Source organism: Rickettsia felis URRWXCal2 (assembly GCA_000012145.1).
In the GTDB taxonomy this organism is placed as follows: domain Bacteria; phylum Pseudomonadota; class Alphaproteobacteria; order Rickettsiales; family Rickettsiaceae; genus Rickettsia; species Rickettsia felis.
On record CP000053.1, the window covers coordinates 399,160 to 414,225 of the forward strand.

The window sequence follows — 15,066 nt, forward strand, 5'->3', positions numbered from 1 at the left end:
TCTTATTAATTTTCTTAGCAAAATAATTTAGAATATCTTGATTTATCAGAAGTGTATATGCTCTCTATTTTAGAAAAATTTTTATTTGCTCCTGTAAAAACGTTCATCAATATACGTGAAGATACCGTCTCGGCTCTTAAGAGGCTCGGTATTGACAATATTCGTGATTTACTGTTTTATCTACCGGTTTCATATCAAAATAAAATATTATCGCCTAATTTAACTGGAGTTAGAGACGGCGAAATAATCCAAACGGAAGTCGTAATTGAGAGCGTTAATTTACCGAAAAAAGGTAATCAGCCTTTAAAGATTACGGCTAGCAATGATACTGGTTCGTTGTTATTAGTGTTTTTTCATAGGCCTCCACCGTTTATTTTTAATAAGCTGAAAGTTGGTACTTCTCATATTATTAGCGGTAAAGTACAATTTTTTGATCATTACTTACAGATTTCGCATCCTGAATTTGTTACGAATCCTAAACTCGCAAAAGAAATAGAGCCGATTTATTCCCTGACATATTTACTTAGTAACAAGCAGCTATATTCATATATCATAAAAGCGATGGATATCTTTGAAGAGAAGTGCAAGGGGCTTGAAGATAAGGAGGTAAAGGATTATTTGGATGAGGTATTGCAGAGTTTGAAAATGTTGCACTCTTTATGTCATTCCCGCCCCTTATGTCATTCCCGCGTAGGCGGGAATCCGGAAAAAATGGATCCCGCGGTCTGGCCGCGGGATGACACCGTGGCTGCCAAAAAACAACTAGCCGCCAAAGAACTCATCGCTAATCAAATATCTCTTTTAAATGTACGCACGCAAATTGCCGGAAAACAAGGTAATATTTACCCTAAAGCTGCCGGCATTCAAGCAAATATATTAAATGAGTTAGGGTTTGAACTAACTTCCTATCAAAAGCAGGTTATAGAAGAAATAGAACTTGAGCAAAGCGATAAAGTAGAAATGATGAGATTGTTGCAAGGTGACGTCGGCTCAGGTAAGACTTTGGTAGCTTTGCTTACGATGGTAAATACGGTGGAAGCAGGGTTTCAAGCAACGCTTATGGCTCCAACCGATTTGCTTGCCAATCAGCATTATGAGTTTTTTGTTAAAGCTTTAAAAAATACTAATATAAGAGTCGGATTACTTACAGGTAAAATACTGGGGGCAGCTCGTAAAAATATTATGATACAACTTGAAAACGGTGAGATTGATATATTAGTCGGTACTCACGCGTTATTTCAAGAGAAAGTAAGTTTTAAGAAGCTAGGTTATATAGTGATTGATGAGCAGCATAGATTTGGAGTGCAGCAGCGTTTGAATCTAATAAATAAAGGAGTAAATCCCGATGTTTTAGTTATGACTGCAACACCGATTCCTCGGAGTCTTGCACTTACTATGTTTGGTGATATGACTATCTCAAAGCTAATGGGTAAGCCGAAAAATCGTTTGCCTATCGCTACGAACACCATGTCAGTTAATAAGATAGAACATATTATCGAAGCGATAAATAAGAAGCTTGTAGCAGGTGAGCGAGTATATTGGATATGTCCATTGATAGAGCAGGGAGAGAAAGAAGGGCCGGAAGAGGATGGTTTATTAATGGATGTGATGAATCGTTTTGATTCGATTGAAAATATTTACCGAGGTTATGTCGGTATTATTCACGGTAAGATGAAGAACGAGCAGAAAGACCAAATAATGAAGCAGTTTAAGGAAGGTGAAATTAAGATATTAGTTGCAACAACTGTTATTGAAGTCGGAATAGACGTACCTGAAGCAACTTTAATTGTTATCGAAAACGCTGAGCAGTTTGGTCTCGCTCAGCTTCATCAGCTTAGAGGTAGAGTAGGGCGAGGCTCTTTGCAGTCATATTGTATATTGCTCTATAATCCTAAAAGGCTTGGAAAAGTTGCACGAGGTAGGTTTGAGATAATGAAACAAACTAATGATGGGTTTTATATCGCTGAGCAGGATTTAAAACTTCGAGGTAGCGGTGAGATTTTAGGAGTAAAACAAAGTGGTGAAATGGAGTTTTTCTTTGCTGATTTGGCGAAAGATTATGATCTATTACTTAAAGCTCATAAATTTGCAGAAATAGGTTCAAAAGGTAATTTAAATTTTGTTAACTTTCAGATAAAGCTTTTTGCCAAATCGCAAGTAAGTGAGCTGGTTTAATTTAAATATGTCACTGTTTGGCATTGTTGTATGGCTTCCTAATCGTCATTGCGAGCGACCGTAGGGAGCACGGCAATCCAGCTAAAATAATAAAAAAATTCTGATTTACAGAATTTTTTACTGGATTGCTTCGTCAAATTACTATGTAATTCTTCTCGCAATGACAGAAAAACCGAGCCATGCAACAAGGCTGGCTTGACCACGATATCTAAAAAACTACTATTAGTATTATTTCCTATTCTTGATCTGATGGGGCTGATGGCATTTCTCCAATTGCTTCTAGCTCTTGTGTAGGATATCCCGTGTTAGAATTATAGTAAACCGAATTGTAATCTGGTGGTGAATCTAAATTTACTAAAGATTAGGTTTCTATTTTATTAAGATCATAAAGCTCTGCTATTTTATTATGAAGAATTTTTGAAACTTTTTGATCCTTTGTTGCAGCAGCAATCTCATAAATTGTATGACCGCTATTATTAGGTATTAAAGGAAATAATTTAAAATCAGTTTCTACTTTTGCCTTGCTAAAATAATTTTTTAGTAGAGGAGTATTTTGTGATTGAAGTATATTCATTAAAACTGAATTTCCTTCGGCGTCCTTATAATTAAGATTAAGTTGACCTGATGAAAGTAGTAGTTTTGCAGTTTTGTAAGAATTATTTTGTAATGAAGTTTTGAAAGCTTCATCTAGAGGTATTATTTACAGCATTATAAGCCCGTATAGTAGTAGCTAAATCGTATTTATAAGTAAATTTACTAAAAATGCTTTTTGGTGTTGCTGTTAGTACGCGGAGTATTGGCATAATTTAATCCATTAATATTGTTTAATATTCATATAGCTTACATATTAAAAATTTTTAATATGTAAATAAGCCTTAGTAATATACATATAATGGATTTAAATGTCAATTAATTAGTTTTTATCTTTGCTATTTATAAAAAATATCTATTGATTTTTGTACGCTAATGGCGTACCATTACTTTTATGAACAAAAAACTTATTACAGTTATTGAGCTGCCTGAATTTCAAAAATTTGCTAAGGCTTTTTTGAATGAAAAAGAATACACAGAAATAGTAAATTATATTGCTGCTAATCCTGAGCAGGGGGATATTGTGGGGCGGAATAAGAAAATTGAGGTTTGCTCTCGGTAGTAATAATAAAGGAAAAAGTGGCGGTATGAGGATAATTTATTTTTCCATAATGAAAATATGCCGGTATTTTTAATAACCGGTTTTATAAAAAGTAAAGTAGAAAACATTAGTCAGGATAGTTGTAATAAATTAAAAATACTCAGTGAAGAGCTGATAAAATTATATATGAGTAGAGGTAAAAATGAATAATAAAAAACTTAATCAAACAGAGGAAAGTATATTAATAGGAATGCAAGAAGCATTATCATATGCTAAAGGTAAACTAAAAGTAAAAAAGCATAGCATTTCATTACCTGATGTTGATGTTCATGAGGCAAGAGAAAAATTGCAGTTAACCGGCTTTGTTCGGAAGGGTATTAAAAGCATCTATAAAGTATAGAGGGAATAGTATATGATATTCTGGAATAGATAAGTTATAAATTAAAAATGCCATACAAAGAAAGAACAAAAACAGGTTTGCCAAGAAAAATAGATAAGCCGAGATATAAAATAACCAATTGGTCACAATATAACGATAGTTTAAGAAAAAGAGGGATGGTCAGCCTGTATTTCCCTGAAGGTGATTTAGAGTCTTTGTTCATTAATGCCCAACCTTACGTAGAGGGAGAATCTGGGAGGGCAACGACATACCAAGTACCATATATACAACTAATTTATACATTATATCGTTTATTTGGTTTTGGGCAGCGTCAAATAACAGGTTACTTTGAGGATCTATGGCGGGGCAAGGGTCTTGAGATTCCAGTACCAAGTTTTGGTCATCTATGTGATTTATTTTCACAGATACCATTAGAGGTCAAACAGTTTTGCAATAAACTTGCTGGTCGTATCAAGAATGGCGAAGCTATATCTCTGATACTAGATAGCACAGGTCTTAGATTTAATACAGCTAGTAACTGGTATGCAACGAAATACAATAAAGTCTGTAAGAATAAGCCATGGCAGAAGATGCATATTTCTATAGATCCTGCAATGAATATTCATAATGTTGAGATTACTGATTGCCATACTGCTGATATAGAGATGTTAGAGTACTTAATACCAGGGAATATATCAGCAGATAGAGTAATTGCTGATGGTGCTTACTATAGTATTGAAGGAGTTGAGAAATTGAGTAATCGTGGTATTACTCCAGTAATTCCTCCCCCACGTAATGCTAAAATATATGGTCAAGATAACACTATATGGCATGATAAGGTTGTACGTTATATTAGTAAAAAAGTAACATTTATGCATTTTATAAAAAATACTGTTATGGAGTTAGGGCACTAATTGAAGCTCAAATTTCAAGAATTAAGAGATGTATTGGTTCATCTATATTAACTAAAAAAATATCATCACAAAAACGTGAAGCAATTGTTATTACCAATATTATAAATTTATGGAATTCATTTGGTAAGTGTGTTGCAGTCAAAATAGGATAATTACGTCTAAAAGATCACAATACATACCCTTCCGAACAAAGCCATTTAGAACAGATATCATAGTAACTAGCATATTGCACGATTGTATTGAAGATACGTTACTTACTAAAGAAATGATTGTAAAAGAATTTGGCTATAAAATTGCCAATCAGGTTGAAGATTTAACACGAGTTAAAAATGATAAAAAAATTAGTTCAGCAGAAATAGTTAAAATATTATATCAGCAAAAGAAAAAAGAGTTGCTATTAATTAAATTATTTGGTCGATTACATAATATACAAACAGTCGGAGCTAAAATTCCTGAGAAAGGATGGAAAACAATTTTAGAAACTTTACAATCTTTCCTGACTATTGCTACTTATCTCAAGGTACCGAGAGTTGCAAGGCAATTATATACACATTGCTTAAATATAGCTGCAAATTACAAAAAATTAAATGTACTGAGAGTGTTGCAAGATAAAATTTTTATTTCAGAATGAAAGTATTACGATTTCAGGATATAGATTTTATAGTGTGGTTAAAAATTTTTTATCTTGCAACACTTTCACAGATGCTTAATAAATAATGTTATATCAAAATATCACCAATAATTCATGCATTAATCAAGCTTTAGAGTTATACCATAAATACTGCTATGATAAAACAACCTATCCTGACCAAATACATACCATTACAAAAGCATTGCAACTAGATTCTTCCTCATTCACAGCAGTACTATTACATGAAAATATACAACATCTTAATCTAGAAGATTATAATCATTTTAATAATAATATTATATATCTAGTTGATGTTATTAATAAATTATCTACTATTCACTATAAACCATATGCTGAGCAATATATTCATTTTCATGAGTTGTTACTAACTATTAATCCCAAACTACAGGAAACGGCAATATTAACTTCGCTTGTTCCATTATTACATAAGGTGAGTATCTTTAACCTTGAGTATAATAATACCAATGCTCAGCATATATCAGAGATCATCACTAATTGTTATATTCCGTATCTTTTATCATATACAGCACACAATGACCTTGCTTATCTTTTACAAGATTTATGTTTTAAGATTCAATATCCTGAAGAACGTAATAGAATTCTTCATTATATGTATTGGCTATATCCTGACATAGATAATATAATTCACAATATAGAACAACAATTCGGAAATATATTTAGAAAACTAAATATAAAAGCAAGCCTAAGCTACAGAATTAAGTCCCCATATTCTATATGGATAAAAACACTTGTTAAAGATATCCATATTACAGCACTTAATGATATTCTTGCTTTTAGAGCAATTGTACCAAATAAAAAAGCATGTTACGACGTTTCTAAATTAATTCATCTACATTATAATACCATAACATCACAGTTTGTTGATTATATTAGATATCCCAAGAATAATGGATATCAATCAATACATTTAGTCATATCAGGTGGTAATAAAGGTAATATTGAACTTCAAATACGCTCTACCACTATGCATAGGCAAACACAATACGGTAGTGCACATCACACTTACAAAGTAAATAAGTATTATGTATCTCGTACTAATAATAATGTTAGTGTGGTATTATTTAATATCACATTAAGTTATAGTAATAGGATACTCAGTGTTTATGTAAGCATAGTAACTATTACTAGTACGATAAATAATAACTTGTATACTGACTATAATACTATTCCTTCATTTACACAATACACTCAACATAGTACTAATTTTGTTGACAATGACATTACGACATGTACATTGTCTCGTACCACTACCCCAGAATATATAACGTATTATAATAATAATTTATCACTTTTGATAAAAGACACTAATACTATACCTTACAACTTTTTTCTAAATATAAATCTCAATTTGAGTAATACTGTAGAATATAAATTAGTACCTTTAGCAGTAGTACAGATTCCGGCAAGTAATCTATTATTCGAACATAATAGTGTTTTTATTAACATCACTTACAAACCAATATTAGCTGAATGTGCTTTTCCGGCAACTATAACTTATACAAAGAGACATGAAGACTCCAATATCAGATCAATATTTAAGCTATTCGAACATAATAGTGTTTTTATTAACATCACTTACAAACCAATATTAGCTGAATGTGCTTTTCCGGCAACTATAACTTATACAAAGAGACATGAAGACTCCAATATCAGATCAATATTTAAGCCACCCTCACCAACATACAATACATTATTGGCTACCATAAACGATAAAGTTGTTTTGGAACAATATGGTCAAAAGGAATTTTTATCAACTACTATAAACACAAACATTACTCAAATGCTTCCTATAATAACCTTATTAGTAGATCCATCAGAGCTGAATAAGAGAATAAATGATATATCAGATAGTAATAAGGACCAGTTATTACGTCTTGGACTTCAACTTGGCTGTGTAGAATCAGTGCCATTATTAATCACACATGGTGCTAATCCTAATGCTACAAATTGTCATGGTGTAATATCATTACACTGTGCTGCTAAGAATGGTAACTTAGATTTAGCGAAATTATTAGCTAAAAATGGTGCTGATGTTAATGCTAAAACCGATAATGGTGAAACAGTATTACACTATGCTGTTAAGTCTGGTAACTTACACTTAGTAAAGTGGTTGATTGAAAATCAAGCTAATATTCATGCTAAAACCGATAATGGTGAAACAGTATTACACTATGCTGTTAGTTTTAATAACTCAGATTTAGTATACTTACTAATTGCCTATGGTGCTGATGTTAATGCTAAAACTGATAATGGTCTAACAGCATTACACTATGCAGTTTATGATGGTAACTTAGATTTAGTATCTTTGCTAATTTCCCATGGTGCTGATGTTAATGCTAAAACTAATAGTGGTGAAACAATATTATATTCTGCAGTTGATTATGGTAGCCCAGATTTAGTATACTTACTAATTGCCTATGGTGCTGATGTTAATGCTAAAACCGATAATGGTGAAACAGTATTACACTATGCTGTTGAGTCTGGTAACTTAGATTTAGTATCTTTGCTAATTCACAATGGTGCTAATGTCAATAATGCTAAAACAATATTACACTTTGCTGCTAAGTCTGGTAACTTAAATTTAGTAAATTGGTTGATTAAAAATAAAGCTGATATTCATGCTAAAACTAATAGTGGCGAAACAATATTACACTTTGCTGCTGAGTCTGGTAACTTAAATTTAGTAAATTGGTTGATTAAAAATAAAGCTGATATTCATGCTAAAACTAATAGTGGCGAAACAATATTACACTTTGCTGCTAAGTCTGGTAACTTAAATTTAGTAAATTGGTTGATTAAAAATAAAGCTGATATTCATGCTAAAACTAATAGTGGTGAAACAATATTACACTTTGCTGCTAAGTCTGGTAACTTAAATTTAGTAAATTGGTTGATTAAAAATAAAGCTGATATTCATGCTAAAACTAATAGTGGTGAAACAATATTACACTTTGCTGCTGAGTCTGGTAACTTAAATTTAGTATCTTTGCTAATTCACAATGGTACTGATATCAATACTAAAACTGATGATGGTCTAACAGCATTACACTATGCTGTTGAATCTGGTAACTTAAATTTAGTATCTTTGCTAATTCACAAGGGTATTGATGTTAATGCTAAAACTAATAGTGGTGAAACAATATTACACTTTGCTGTTGACTTGGGTAGCTTAGATTTAGTATCTTTGCTAATGGTTCGTGGTGCTGATGTCAATGCTAAAACTGATGATGGTCTAACAGCATTACACTATGCTGTTGAGTCTGATAACTTAGCATTAGTATCATTGCTAATGGTCTATGGTGCTGATGTCAATGCTAAAAATAATAGTGGTGAAACACCATTACACTATGCTGTTATATTTAATAGCTTAGATTTAGTATCATTGCTAATTCACAATGGTGCTGATATCAATACTAAAAATAATAGTGGTGAAACAGTATTAAACAGTATTATGGAGTTTAACAATTGTAATATTTTAAAATCTTTCATATTAGGCGGTGCAGACATTAATTTAGAAACAATGTTACCAGATGATCAGACAGACAGTATAATCAATTTGTGCGGTGATTTACGTATCAGTTAAATTGTGGAATATAGTGGAAAAAATGTGTGATTTATAGACATAGTTATAATGTAAGATCAAAGTATATGAAGTTACAACTAACTTTTATTCTTTAAACTCTAGTTTCGCAAGAGATCTAATATAATAAAATCCTTTGATGCTGTTATACCAATAGATGGTTTAACAAGACTCAGTAATTATGATGTTGGTATACAAGATAAACAACAATAAAATAACTGTTTTGTTAATAATGAATTTGTTTTTACGGTTCAACAAGATAATTTTTTTATAAAACCAACAGAGTTAACAGGAGATATTGTATCATATACTACTTAAAAAAATACCAAGAATAGAGCTATTGCTTATGTTCTCTAAATAATGAGGCAACTCTGTAATGAGGTTTTTAGATAATGGTAAAATAGAGATTGATAACAATGTTGCTGAACGAGCATAGTGGTAGGTATGAAAAACTGACTTTTTTGTTGGATCATATGCTGGTGGAAAAATCACAGCTGTTATATATATAATATAATTATATAATCAAAAGATATAGGATTATAGCTTAGTGAGATAAGATAGTGACTTTTAGAATTATTTAGTGTAATCTTGCTAGAAACCCAATGGCAAGAGCATATTCATATGATTTAAGAGTACTTGTAATAAAGAGTATAGAAACAGGGAAAACAATTAAGGAGGTTTCTAATCTATTTTCTATTACTATAATAGAATGGAAGAAATTGAAGAAATGCACTGGTGATGTAAAGGCTAGAAGCGGTTATCATACAGGACATCGAAGAATAATAAGAGATATAGAAGGATTCAAAAAATTCATAGCATTAAATTGTGATAAAACGACTATAGAACTGGCAAATATTTGGAATCAAAAAATATCTGCAAGTACGATATCAAGGTTACTAAATAAATTAGGCTATAGTTATAAAAAAAACTTATCTTCATCCCAAAAGAGATATTGGTTTAAGGAATGAATTTATAGAAAAAATAAAAACTATAGATAAACAAGATTTGGTGTATATCGATGAGTCAGGAATAGAGGATAATAGTTGTAGAGAATATGGATGGAGTGTTATTGGTAAAAGATGTTATGGCGAAAAAGTATATCAACATAAATCGAGGATTAGTATGATTGCTGGCCTGTGTCATAAAGAGATTATAGCACCAATAATATTTGATGGTAACTGCAATAGTAATATTTTTGAAACATATGTACGAGATATATTAATCAAAGAATTAAGACATGGTCAGATTGTGGTGATGGATAATATAAATTTTCATAAAAATTCAGAGGTAAAGCGGTTAATAGAATCTGTTGGATGCAGTATTTTGTTTTTACCCACTTATTCTCCTGATTTAAATCCTATTGAGCATTACTGGTTTAAGATCAAAAATGAAATAAGAAAAAATGCCTCTAAGTTTGAGCAATTTTTGGATGCTGTTTACTACACTCTTAAAAAAGTTACTAACTTATCGCATTAAGCTATACTTGGAAAATTTAGGTAAAAAGTATTGAAAATAATTAATAAGCATTAATGAAAAAGATAGAAGGTTATCAAACAAATTTTGAGATATGTATTTATGCTAAGAAGTTATTAGATAAAGTAATATATTTAAATAGTGTAGTAAAAGTACCACCAGTGAGTGTATTGGAGGTAAAGAAAGCTATATACTATGCTAAGAAATATCATGGTAGTCAGATGCGTCAATCAGGAGAACCATTTTATTCACATCCGATAGAAGTAGCATATATGATATCAGATTACTTATTTAGAACAGATGTAATAGTAACGTCTATATTGCATGATACTATAGAAGATACAGAACTTACAAAGGAGGAAGTAGCTGAAGAATTTGGTTGGAAAGTAGCAAGTCAGGTGATGGATTTAACAAGGATTAAGGAGAATGGTATAAAGATTAGTTCTGCTGAAATGGTAGAGATGTTATACAAAGAGAAGAAACATGATATACTTCTGATAAAGTTATTTGATAGACTGCATAATATACAGACAATAGGTGCTAAATCTCCTGAAAAAGCTAAAAAAATTATAACTGAAACTTTAATAAGTTTTATTGTTTTGATGCCTTACCTTGGAATTTCATCATTAGAAAAACACTTTTATCGATTATGTTTAAATGCTACACATCAAAATAGATTAAAGGAAAATACATTGTTCACTAATAATCTTAGAAAATTTTGGAGTTATTTTAAACACAACACTGAAGCTATAAATATAATTTAGCATACTACTTGATTATTTATAGAATAGATTATTTTGGTAGTAATTGAAATACTTTATGCTTTAGGTTAATTCTATTAAATGTATATATTACATGAATTTCATTGTTATCAGGACTCATAATAATAGTAGGATATGAATATTCTTCAGATAGGATGTTACTATATTCTATATCCCCTTCAGGATAGATAGAATTTCTAATAGTGATAGGGTGCCAATTTAACCCCTCATCATAGGATGTAGCTACACTTAATATATTTCGTGATTTACGATTATTGATTACTCGATTATATGTAAGTAGTAATGTATCATCACCTAAATTAATGGCATCAATGGCACTATCAGGGTTTAATAAGTTTACTGGTTCTAAATTACTCCAATATATTCCATTATTTATGGATATTGATCTGTGTATGTAAGTAGACATTAAGGAATCAGTTTTTCTAGGTCTTACTAACATTATGATTTTATTTGGTAAATTACTACTAACTAAAGTTGGCTGTATAAAACCTCTGTAACCTTTTTGAAAAATTTGAGGGTTGGATGGTAATATAGGATTACTTAAATTCCATGTATGTAAATCTGATGAATATTCTATATATGAAAAATCATCAATACAACTTTCTCGAGAACACGGAGATAAAATATTATTTTCATAAATTAGTGGCTTATTACGTGCTGGTCCTAGAATACCATAATAGTTCTGGTTTTTGCCATGTTAATCCTTGATCATAAGAACGAGATAATATTCCACTCCATGTTCTTGGATAAGGTCCAATTTTACTAAAAATGAGTAACTGATTATTAAAGAAAGTAATTACTGGATTTCCACAACTGATTATCCCATTATCTTGCTTTAGAGGGATATGATGATCACGGAAATATTGCGGTGAAACGATTCTTTCTGGAGTAGTCCATTGATAATGATTATTACTTTTAAATCCTAAACTGATCCAAATGCTATTATTTTCTTCTGACTTACCTGATTCAGATCGTGTTTTACCAAAAAATGATGTTATTAATTTTTTATCATCAAAAGCAAATATGGTCGCAGCATGAACATCTTTTAGATCTGAATTATTTAAAATAAATTCTTCTATTTTTGTTTCTAAAATAAACATGATGTTTTATTTTTTTCTAAATTATTGAAATAATTTAATCCAAGTGTAAATCCTATTATTATTGGAAATAGTATCATTTGTATTCCCCAATGGCCAAAATATTTTGTTAAATATACAAGACCAAAAGATATAATAATATTCATGGAAACAGTCGATAAAGCAAAAATTATACTTGCTGTTCTAAATCGTTTAAAAACTGGAAAATGTTTTAGAAAAATTGGCATAGCTGGATTGGCACTAAGAAAAAATAACATTACAAATGATTGAATTAAGAACAAATGAACAGAAGTAGTAATATTATTTAGTAAATAATGACAAATGAGAGCAAAAATAAAAAATATTACTAATTTAATCTTAAGAATTTTTAATGGGTATATAATATAACTTAAATAAGTTAATATTAAATAAGCACAAAAATTTACTATTGCTACAATAAAATTGTGATGAATAACTGCTTCTGCTGTAAAATTAAAAGAATTTTTTAAAATTTCACCACAATAAATATAAGTAAAATAAAAACATATTGGCCAACCACATGATATTAATAATAAAAAGAAGACTGTTTTTAGATTGCCCCTTTCATTGTAAATAAGATTATCTTTTAATGGATTATCTGTAGTTTTTTGTATTAAAGGAGTCTGTCAGGAAGTTTGTGTAAGTATGACTTCTCCATTTGCCCAATTTTGTAAATTAGTATCACAAAGTATAGCAAATTGATTTAAAGCCATCGCCCAATTCTTAATAGGCATTGTCCATTTTTTAGAGGCATTTGTCAACGCCAAAAAGATTATTTTCTGAATCGATTTGTCATCTGGAAACACTCCTTTATTTTTAATAATTTTACGAATTTGACGATTAGTGGATTCAATTGTCAACACCGGTCGAAAAATGATACAGATATTTAATAAGCATCGGCTGAAAAATGATACAGTATCATAAAAAAAATTATCTGATATTTAAGTCATAAAATTATCCTCCTGTTTATTAATAATTTCTATTGGCACAAGACCAGTCTTCTTTTTATCCTTAAGCCTGAAACTATCACCTTTAATATTGAGTATAGTGGAGTGATGAAGCAGACGATCTAAGATAGCAGCTGTAAGAGCACTATCCTGAGCAAGACTATTATGCCATTGTCCAAATGGCAGATTACTTGTAAGAATTATGCTACCCTTTTCGTAACGCTTTGCTATAACTTGAAATAACAGATTAGCTTGTTCCGGTTTTAACGGCAGATACCCAAACTCATCTATTATAAGTAATTTATATGGTAGTATAACTCTTTTGAATATGGAGTCCAGGTTTCCCTGGTTTAGCCCAGCATTAAGTATAAGCATCAAATCTGCAGCTGTTGTAAATTTAGTTTTGATTCCGCATTGTGTTGCTGCATAACCAAGGGCAATAGCTATATGGGTTTTTCCTACTCCAGAAGGACCAAGCAGAATAATATTTTCTTGTCTTTCTACAAAAGACAGAGACCTTAAACCTTCCAAAACCTTGTGTTTTATTCCTGTAGCAAAATCATAATCAAAATCATCCAGCGTTTTGATAGCAGGGAAGCCTGCCATTTTGGTGAGTATTGATTTACTCCTGTGCTGTCGTGCCAATAGCTCTGTTTTTAATATTGACTCCAGGAAATCCGTATAACTTGAGTCTTCTTTACTAGAGGATTGTGCAATATCAAGATAATTTTCAGCTATCTGCATAAGGTTTAAAGAGTGGCACAGCTCTTCTATACGTTGGTGCTGCAGGTTCATAATGCCTCCAGTATACTTTGGTATATGCAGAGGGAATGTTGTAAGGAAACTGTAGAAAATCGTTCCCCTTTATCTCTCATAATCTCTAGTACTGTAGGATGACTACCGCTATAATCCAATGGTAGTGGTTGAAGATGATTCCTTTCAAGTTTTAATCTTTCTGCAGGTATTGCACCTGTTGTTCTATGTACACGCAGATTTGCAGTATCACGTAACCATTTTAGTACCTCCGAATTTGCAGTATCCACATCTAACACCAACTCTGAAGTTTTTAATTTTGTTACTAATGGATTATAAAAGCTTTCTCTTATATATCTGTTAAATCGCTCAACCTTGCCCTTAGTCTGTGCTCGATAAGGTCTACACACTTTTAATCGAAAACTATAATGTTTTGCAAAATCCAGCATGCCTTTATTAAAACGGTGTATCCCAAGGACCATATGTATCCCTATCCAGTATTACTGTCTTCATATTGTCATAAAGTACTTCTTCCGGTACTCCGCCAAAATAATCAAATGCTCGCTTATGGCATTCTATTAGTGTTATAAGTTTTTCATTGTTAACAAATTCTATATAGCTTGCTCGGCTAAATCCTAATGTAGCCACAAAAGCTGATAGAGGATCTTTCCCCTTACGAAATTCTATCCAATCCACTTGCATCTGTTTACCAGAAGCAGTCTCAAATCTTATTATATCCTCCTGTTTAGCTACTGGCTTGATACTTCTTAAATAATCCCTTAGTTGGGTTATCCCTCCTGTGTAACCTAACTCTTTTATCTCCTGAAACAGTACAGTACCAGGTAGAGATACAGGATGGGCTGATTTTATTCTTTCACTCAAGTAGTCTTTATATGGGGCAAGCTTTGTTACCAACTCCGACCTATCCTTATATTTAGGGCTACCATCATATTTTAAATATTTACGTACTGTATTTACTGATACTCCTACTTCTCTTGCTATACTTCTTAGGCTCTTACCATGTTTATTCAATATTTTTATTTCCATTATTTGCTCCAGTATTATCATTATTCATTACCTCCTTATCCAGAAGATATTACTTTAATACTGTATCAATTTTCATCCGTTGCTCTGTATCATTTT

General features: G+C 31.2%; 11 protein-coding genes and 5 pseudogenes. 11 read left to right on the forward strand and 5 right to left on the reverse strand.

The window, feature by feature from the left end; genetic code table 11:
- Window positions 1–57 precede the first annotated feature (57 nt).
- Window positions 58–661: pseudogene (locus RF_RS11910) on the forward strand (ATP-dependent DNA helicase RecG); the annotation flags it as partial.
- 83 nt (window positions 662–744) lie between these two features.
- Window positions 745–2,175, forward strand: a pseudogene (locus tag RF_RS02060) (ATP-dependent DNA helicase RecG); the annotation flags it as partial.
- Between the two features lie 361 nt (window positions 2,176–2,536).
- Here the strand turns inward: RF_RS02060 and RF_RS11245 are convergent.
- Window positions 2,537–2,749: a hypothetical protein gene (locus RF_RS11245; protein WP_231564260.1), complete on the reverse strand. Its 213-nt coding sequence runs from the start codon at window positions 2,747–2,749 to the stop codon at window positions 2,537–2,539.
- 411 nt (window positions 2,750–3,160) lie between these two features.
- On the opposite strand from RF_RS11245, the gene RF_RS10470 reads away from it, so the two are divergent.
- From RF_RS10470 to RF_RS02100, 9 genes and pseudogenes are all read left to right on the forward strand, one after another.
- Window positions 3,161–3,328: a hypothetical protein gene (locus RF_RS10470; RefSeq protein ID WP_175265450.1), complete on the forward strand. Its 168-nt coding sequence runs from the start codon at window positions 3,161–3,163 to the stop codon at window positions 3,326–3,328.
- Window positions 3,329–3,385: 57 nt separating this feature from the next.
- Window positions 3,386–3,517, forward strand: coding sequence for a hypothetical protein (locus RF_RS11250; protein WP_268747322.1), 132 nt, complete (start codon window positions 3,386–3,388; stop codon window positions 3,515–3,517).
- Window positions 3,510–3,707, forward strand: coding sequence for a hypothetical protein (locus RF_RS02070; RefSeq protein WP_039594873.1), 198 nt, complete (start codon window positions 3,510–3,512; stop codon window positions 3,705–3,707). Before RF_RS11250 ends, RF_RS02070 begins: the two co-directional genes overlap by 8 nt.
- Window positions 3,708–3,754: 47 nt before the next feature.
- Complete coding sequence (locus tag RF_RS02075) at window positions 3,755–4,600, forward strand: transposase (protein ID WP_011270718.1); 846 nt, start codon at window positions 3,755–3,757, stop codon at window positions 4,598–4,600.
- Between the two features lie 196 nt (window positions 4,601–4,796).
- Window positions 4,797–5,231: pseudogene (locus RF_RS02080) on the forward strand (HD domain-containing protein); the annotation flags it as partial.
- A gap of 85 nt (window positions 5,232–5,316) precedes the next feature.
- A complete protein-coding gene (locus tag RF_RS02085) occupies window positions 5,317–8,856 on the forward strand; it encodes an ankyrin repeat domain-containing protein (protein WP_011270720.1) in 3,540 nt (1,179 codons plus the stop codon).
- Window positions 8,857–9,226: 370 nt separating this feature from the next.
- Window positions 9,227–9,289, forward strand: a pseudogene (locus RF_RS11915) (hypothetical protein); the annotation flags it as partial.
- A 166-nt stretch (window positions 9,290–9,455) separates the two neighbouring features.
- A protein-coding gene (locus tag RF_RS08635; RefSeq protein WP_231564259.1) for an IS630 family transposase occupies window positions 9,456–10,329 on the forward strand; the annotation gives its coding sequence in 2 pieces (ribosomal slippage) (window positions 9,456–9,773 and window positions 9,775–10,329; 873 coding nt in all).
- Between the two features lie 53 nt (window positions 10,330–10,382).
- On the forward strand, window positions 10,383–11,090 hold the full coding sequence (locus tag RF_RS02100) for an HD domain-containing protein (protein ID WP_011270723.1): 708 nt from the start codon (window positions 10,383–10,385) through the stop codon (window positions 11,088–11,090).
- A gap of 28 nt (window positions 11,091–11,118) precedes the next feature.
- Here the strand turns inward: RF_RS02100 and RF_RS11255 are convergent, their stop codons facing one another.
- The 4 genes and pseudogenes from RF_RS11255 to istA all read right to left on the reverse strand — a co-directional run bounded on the left by RF_RS11255 (window position 11,119) and on the right by istA (window position 14,991).
- Window positions 11,119–11,778 (reverse strand): exo-alpha-sialidase, encoded by a 660-nt coding sequence (locus RF_RS11255; RefSeq protein ID WP_318248853.1) that lies wholly within the window; start codon window positions 11,776–11,778, stop codon window positions 11,119–11,121.
- On the reverse strand, window positions 11,759–12,208 hold the full coding sequence (locus RF_RS11260; RefSeq protein ID WP_011270725.1) for an exo-alpha-sialidase: 450 nt from the start codon (window positions 12,206–12,208) through the stop codon (window positions 11,759–11,761). Before RF_RS11260 ends, RF_RS11255 begins: the two co-directional genes overlap by 20 nt.
- Window positions 12,209–13,164: 956 nt before the next feature.
- Window positions 13,165–13,965, reverse strand: a complete 801-nt coding sequence (gene istB / locus RF_RS02120) for an IS21-like element helper ATPase IstB (RefSeq protein WP_011270406.1) — start codon at window positions 13,963–13,965, stop codon at window positions 13,165–13,167.
- Window positions 13,962–14,991 (reverse strand): annotated as a pseudogene (istA, locus tag RF_RS02125) (IS21 family transposase). The gene istB and the pseudogene istA overlap by 4 nt, the downstream one beginning before the upstream one ends.
- Window positions 14,992–15,066: the final 75 nt, after the last annotated feature.

Bases quoted from the DNA above. Each gene is read 5' to 3' on its own strand.
- RF_RS10470 (WP_175265450.1), top strand. From the start codon at position 3,161: ATGAACAAAAAACTTATTACAGTTATTGAGCTGCCTGAATTTCAAAAA.
- RF_RS11245 (WP_231564260.1), bottom strand. From the start codon at position 2,749: ATGAATATACTTCAATCACAAAATACTCCTCTACTAAAAAATTATTTT.
- RF_RS02075 (WP_011270718.1), top strand. From the start codon at position 3,755: ATGCCATACAAAGAAAGAACAAAAACAGGTTTGCCAAGAAAAATAGAT.
- RF_RS02085 (WP_011270720.1), top strand. From the start codon at position 5,317: ATGTTATATCAAAATATCACCAATAATTCATGCATTAATCAAGCTTTA.
- RF_RS11260 (WP_011270725.1), bottom strand. From the start codon at position 12,208: ATGTTTATTTTAGAAACAAAAATAGAAGAATTTATTTTAAATAATTCA.
- RF_RS02100 (WP_011270723.1), top strand. From the start codon at position 10,383: ATGAAAAAGATAGAAGGTTATCAAACAAATTTTGAGATATGTATTTAT.
- RF_RS11250 (WP_268747322.1), top strand. From the start codon at position 3,386: ATGCCGGTATTTTTAATAACCGGTTTTATAAAAAGTAAAGTAGAAAAC.
- istB (WP_011270406.1), bottom strand. From the start codon at position 13,965: ATGAACCTGCAGCACCAACGTATAGAAGAGCTGTGCCACTCTTTAAAC.
- RF_RS02070 (WP_039594873.1), top strand. From the start codon at position 3,510: ATGAATAATAAAAAACTTAATCAAACAGAGGAAAGTATATTAATAGGA.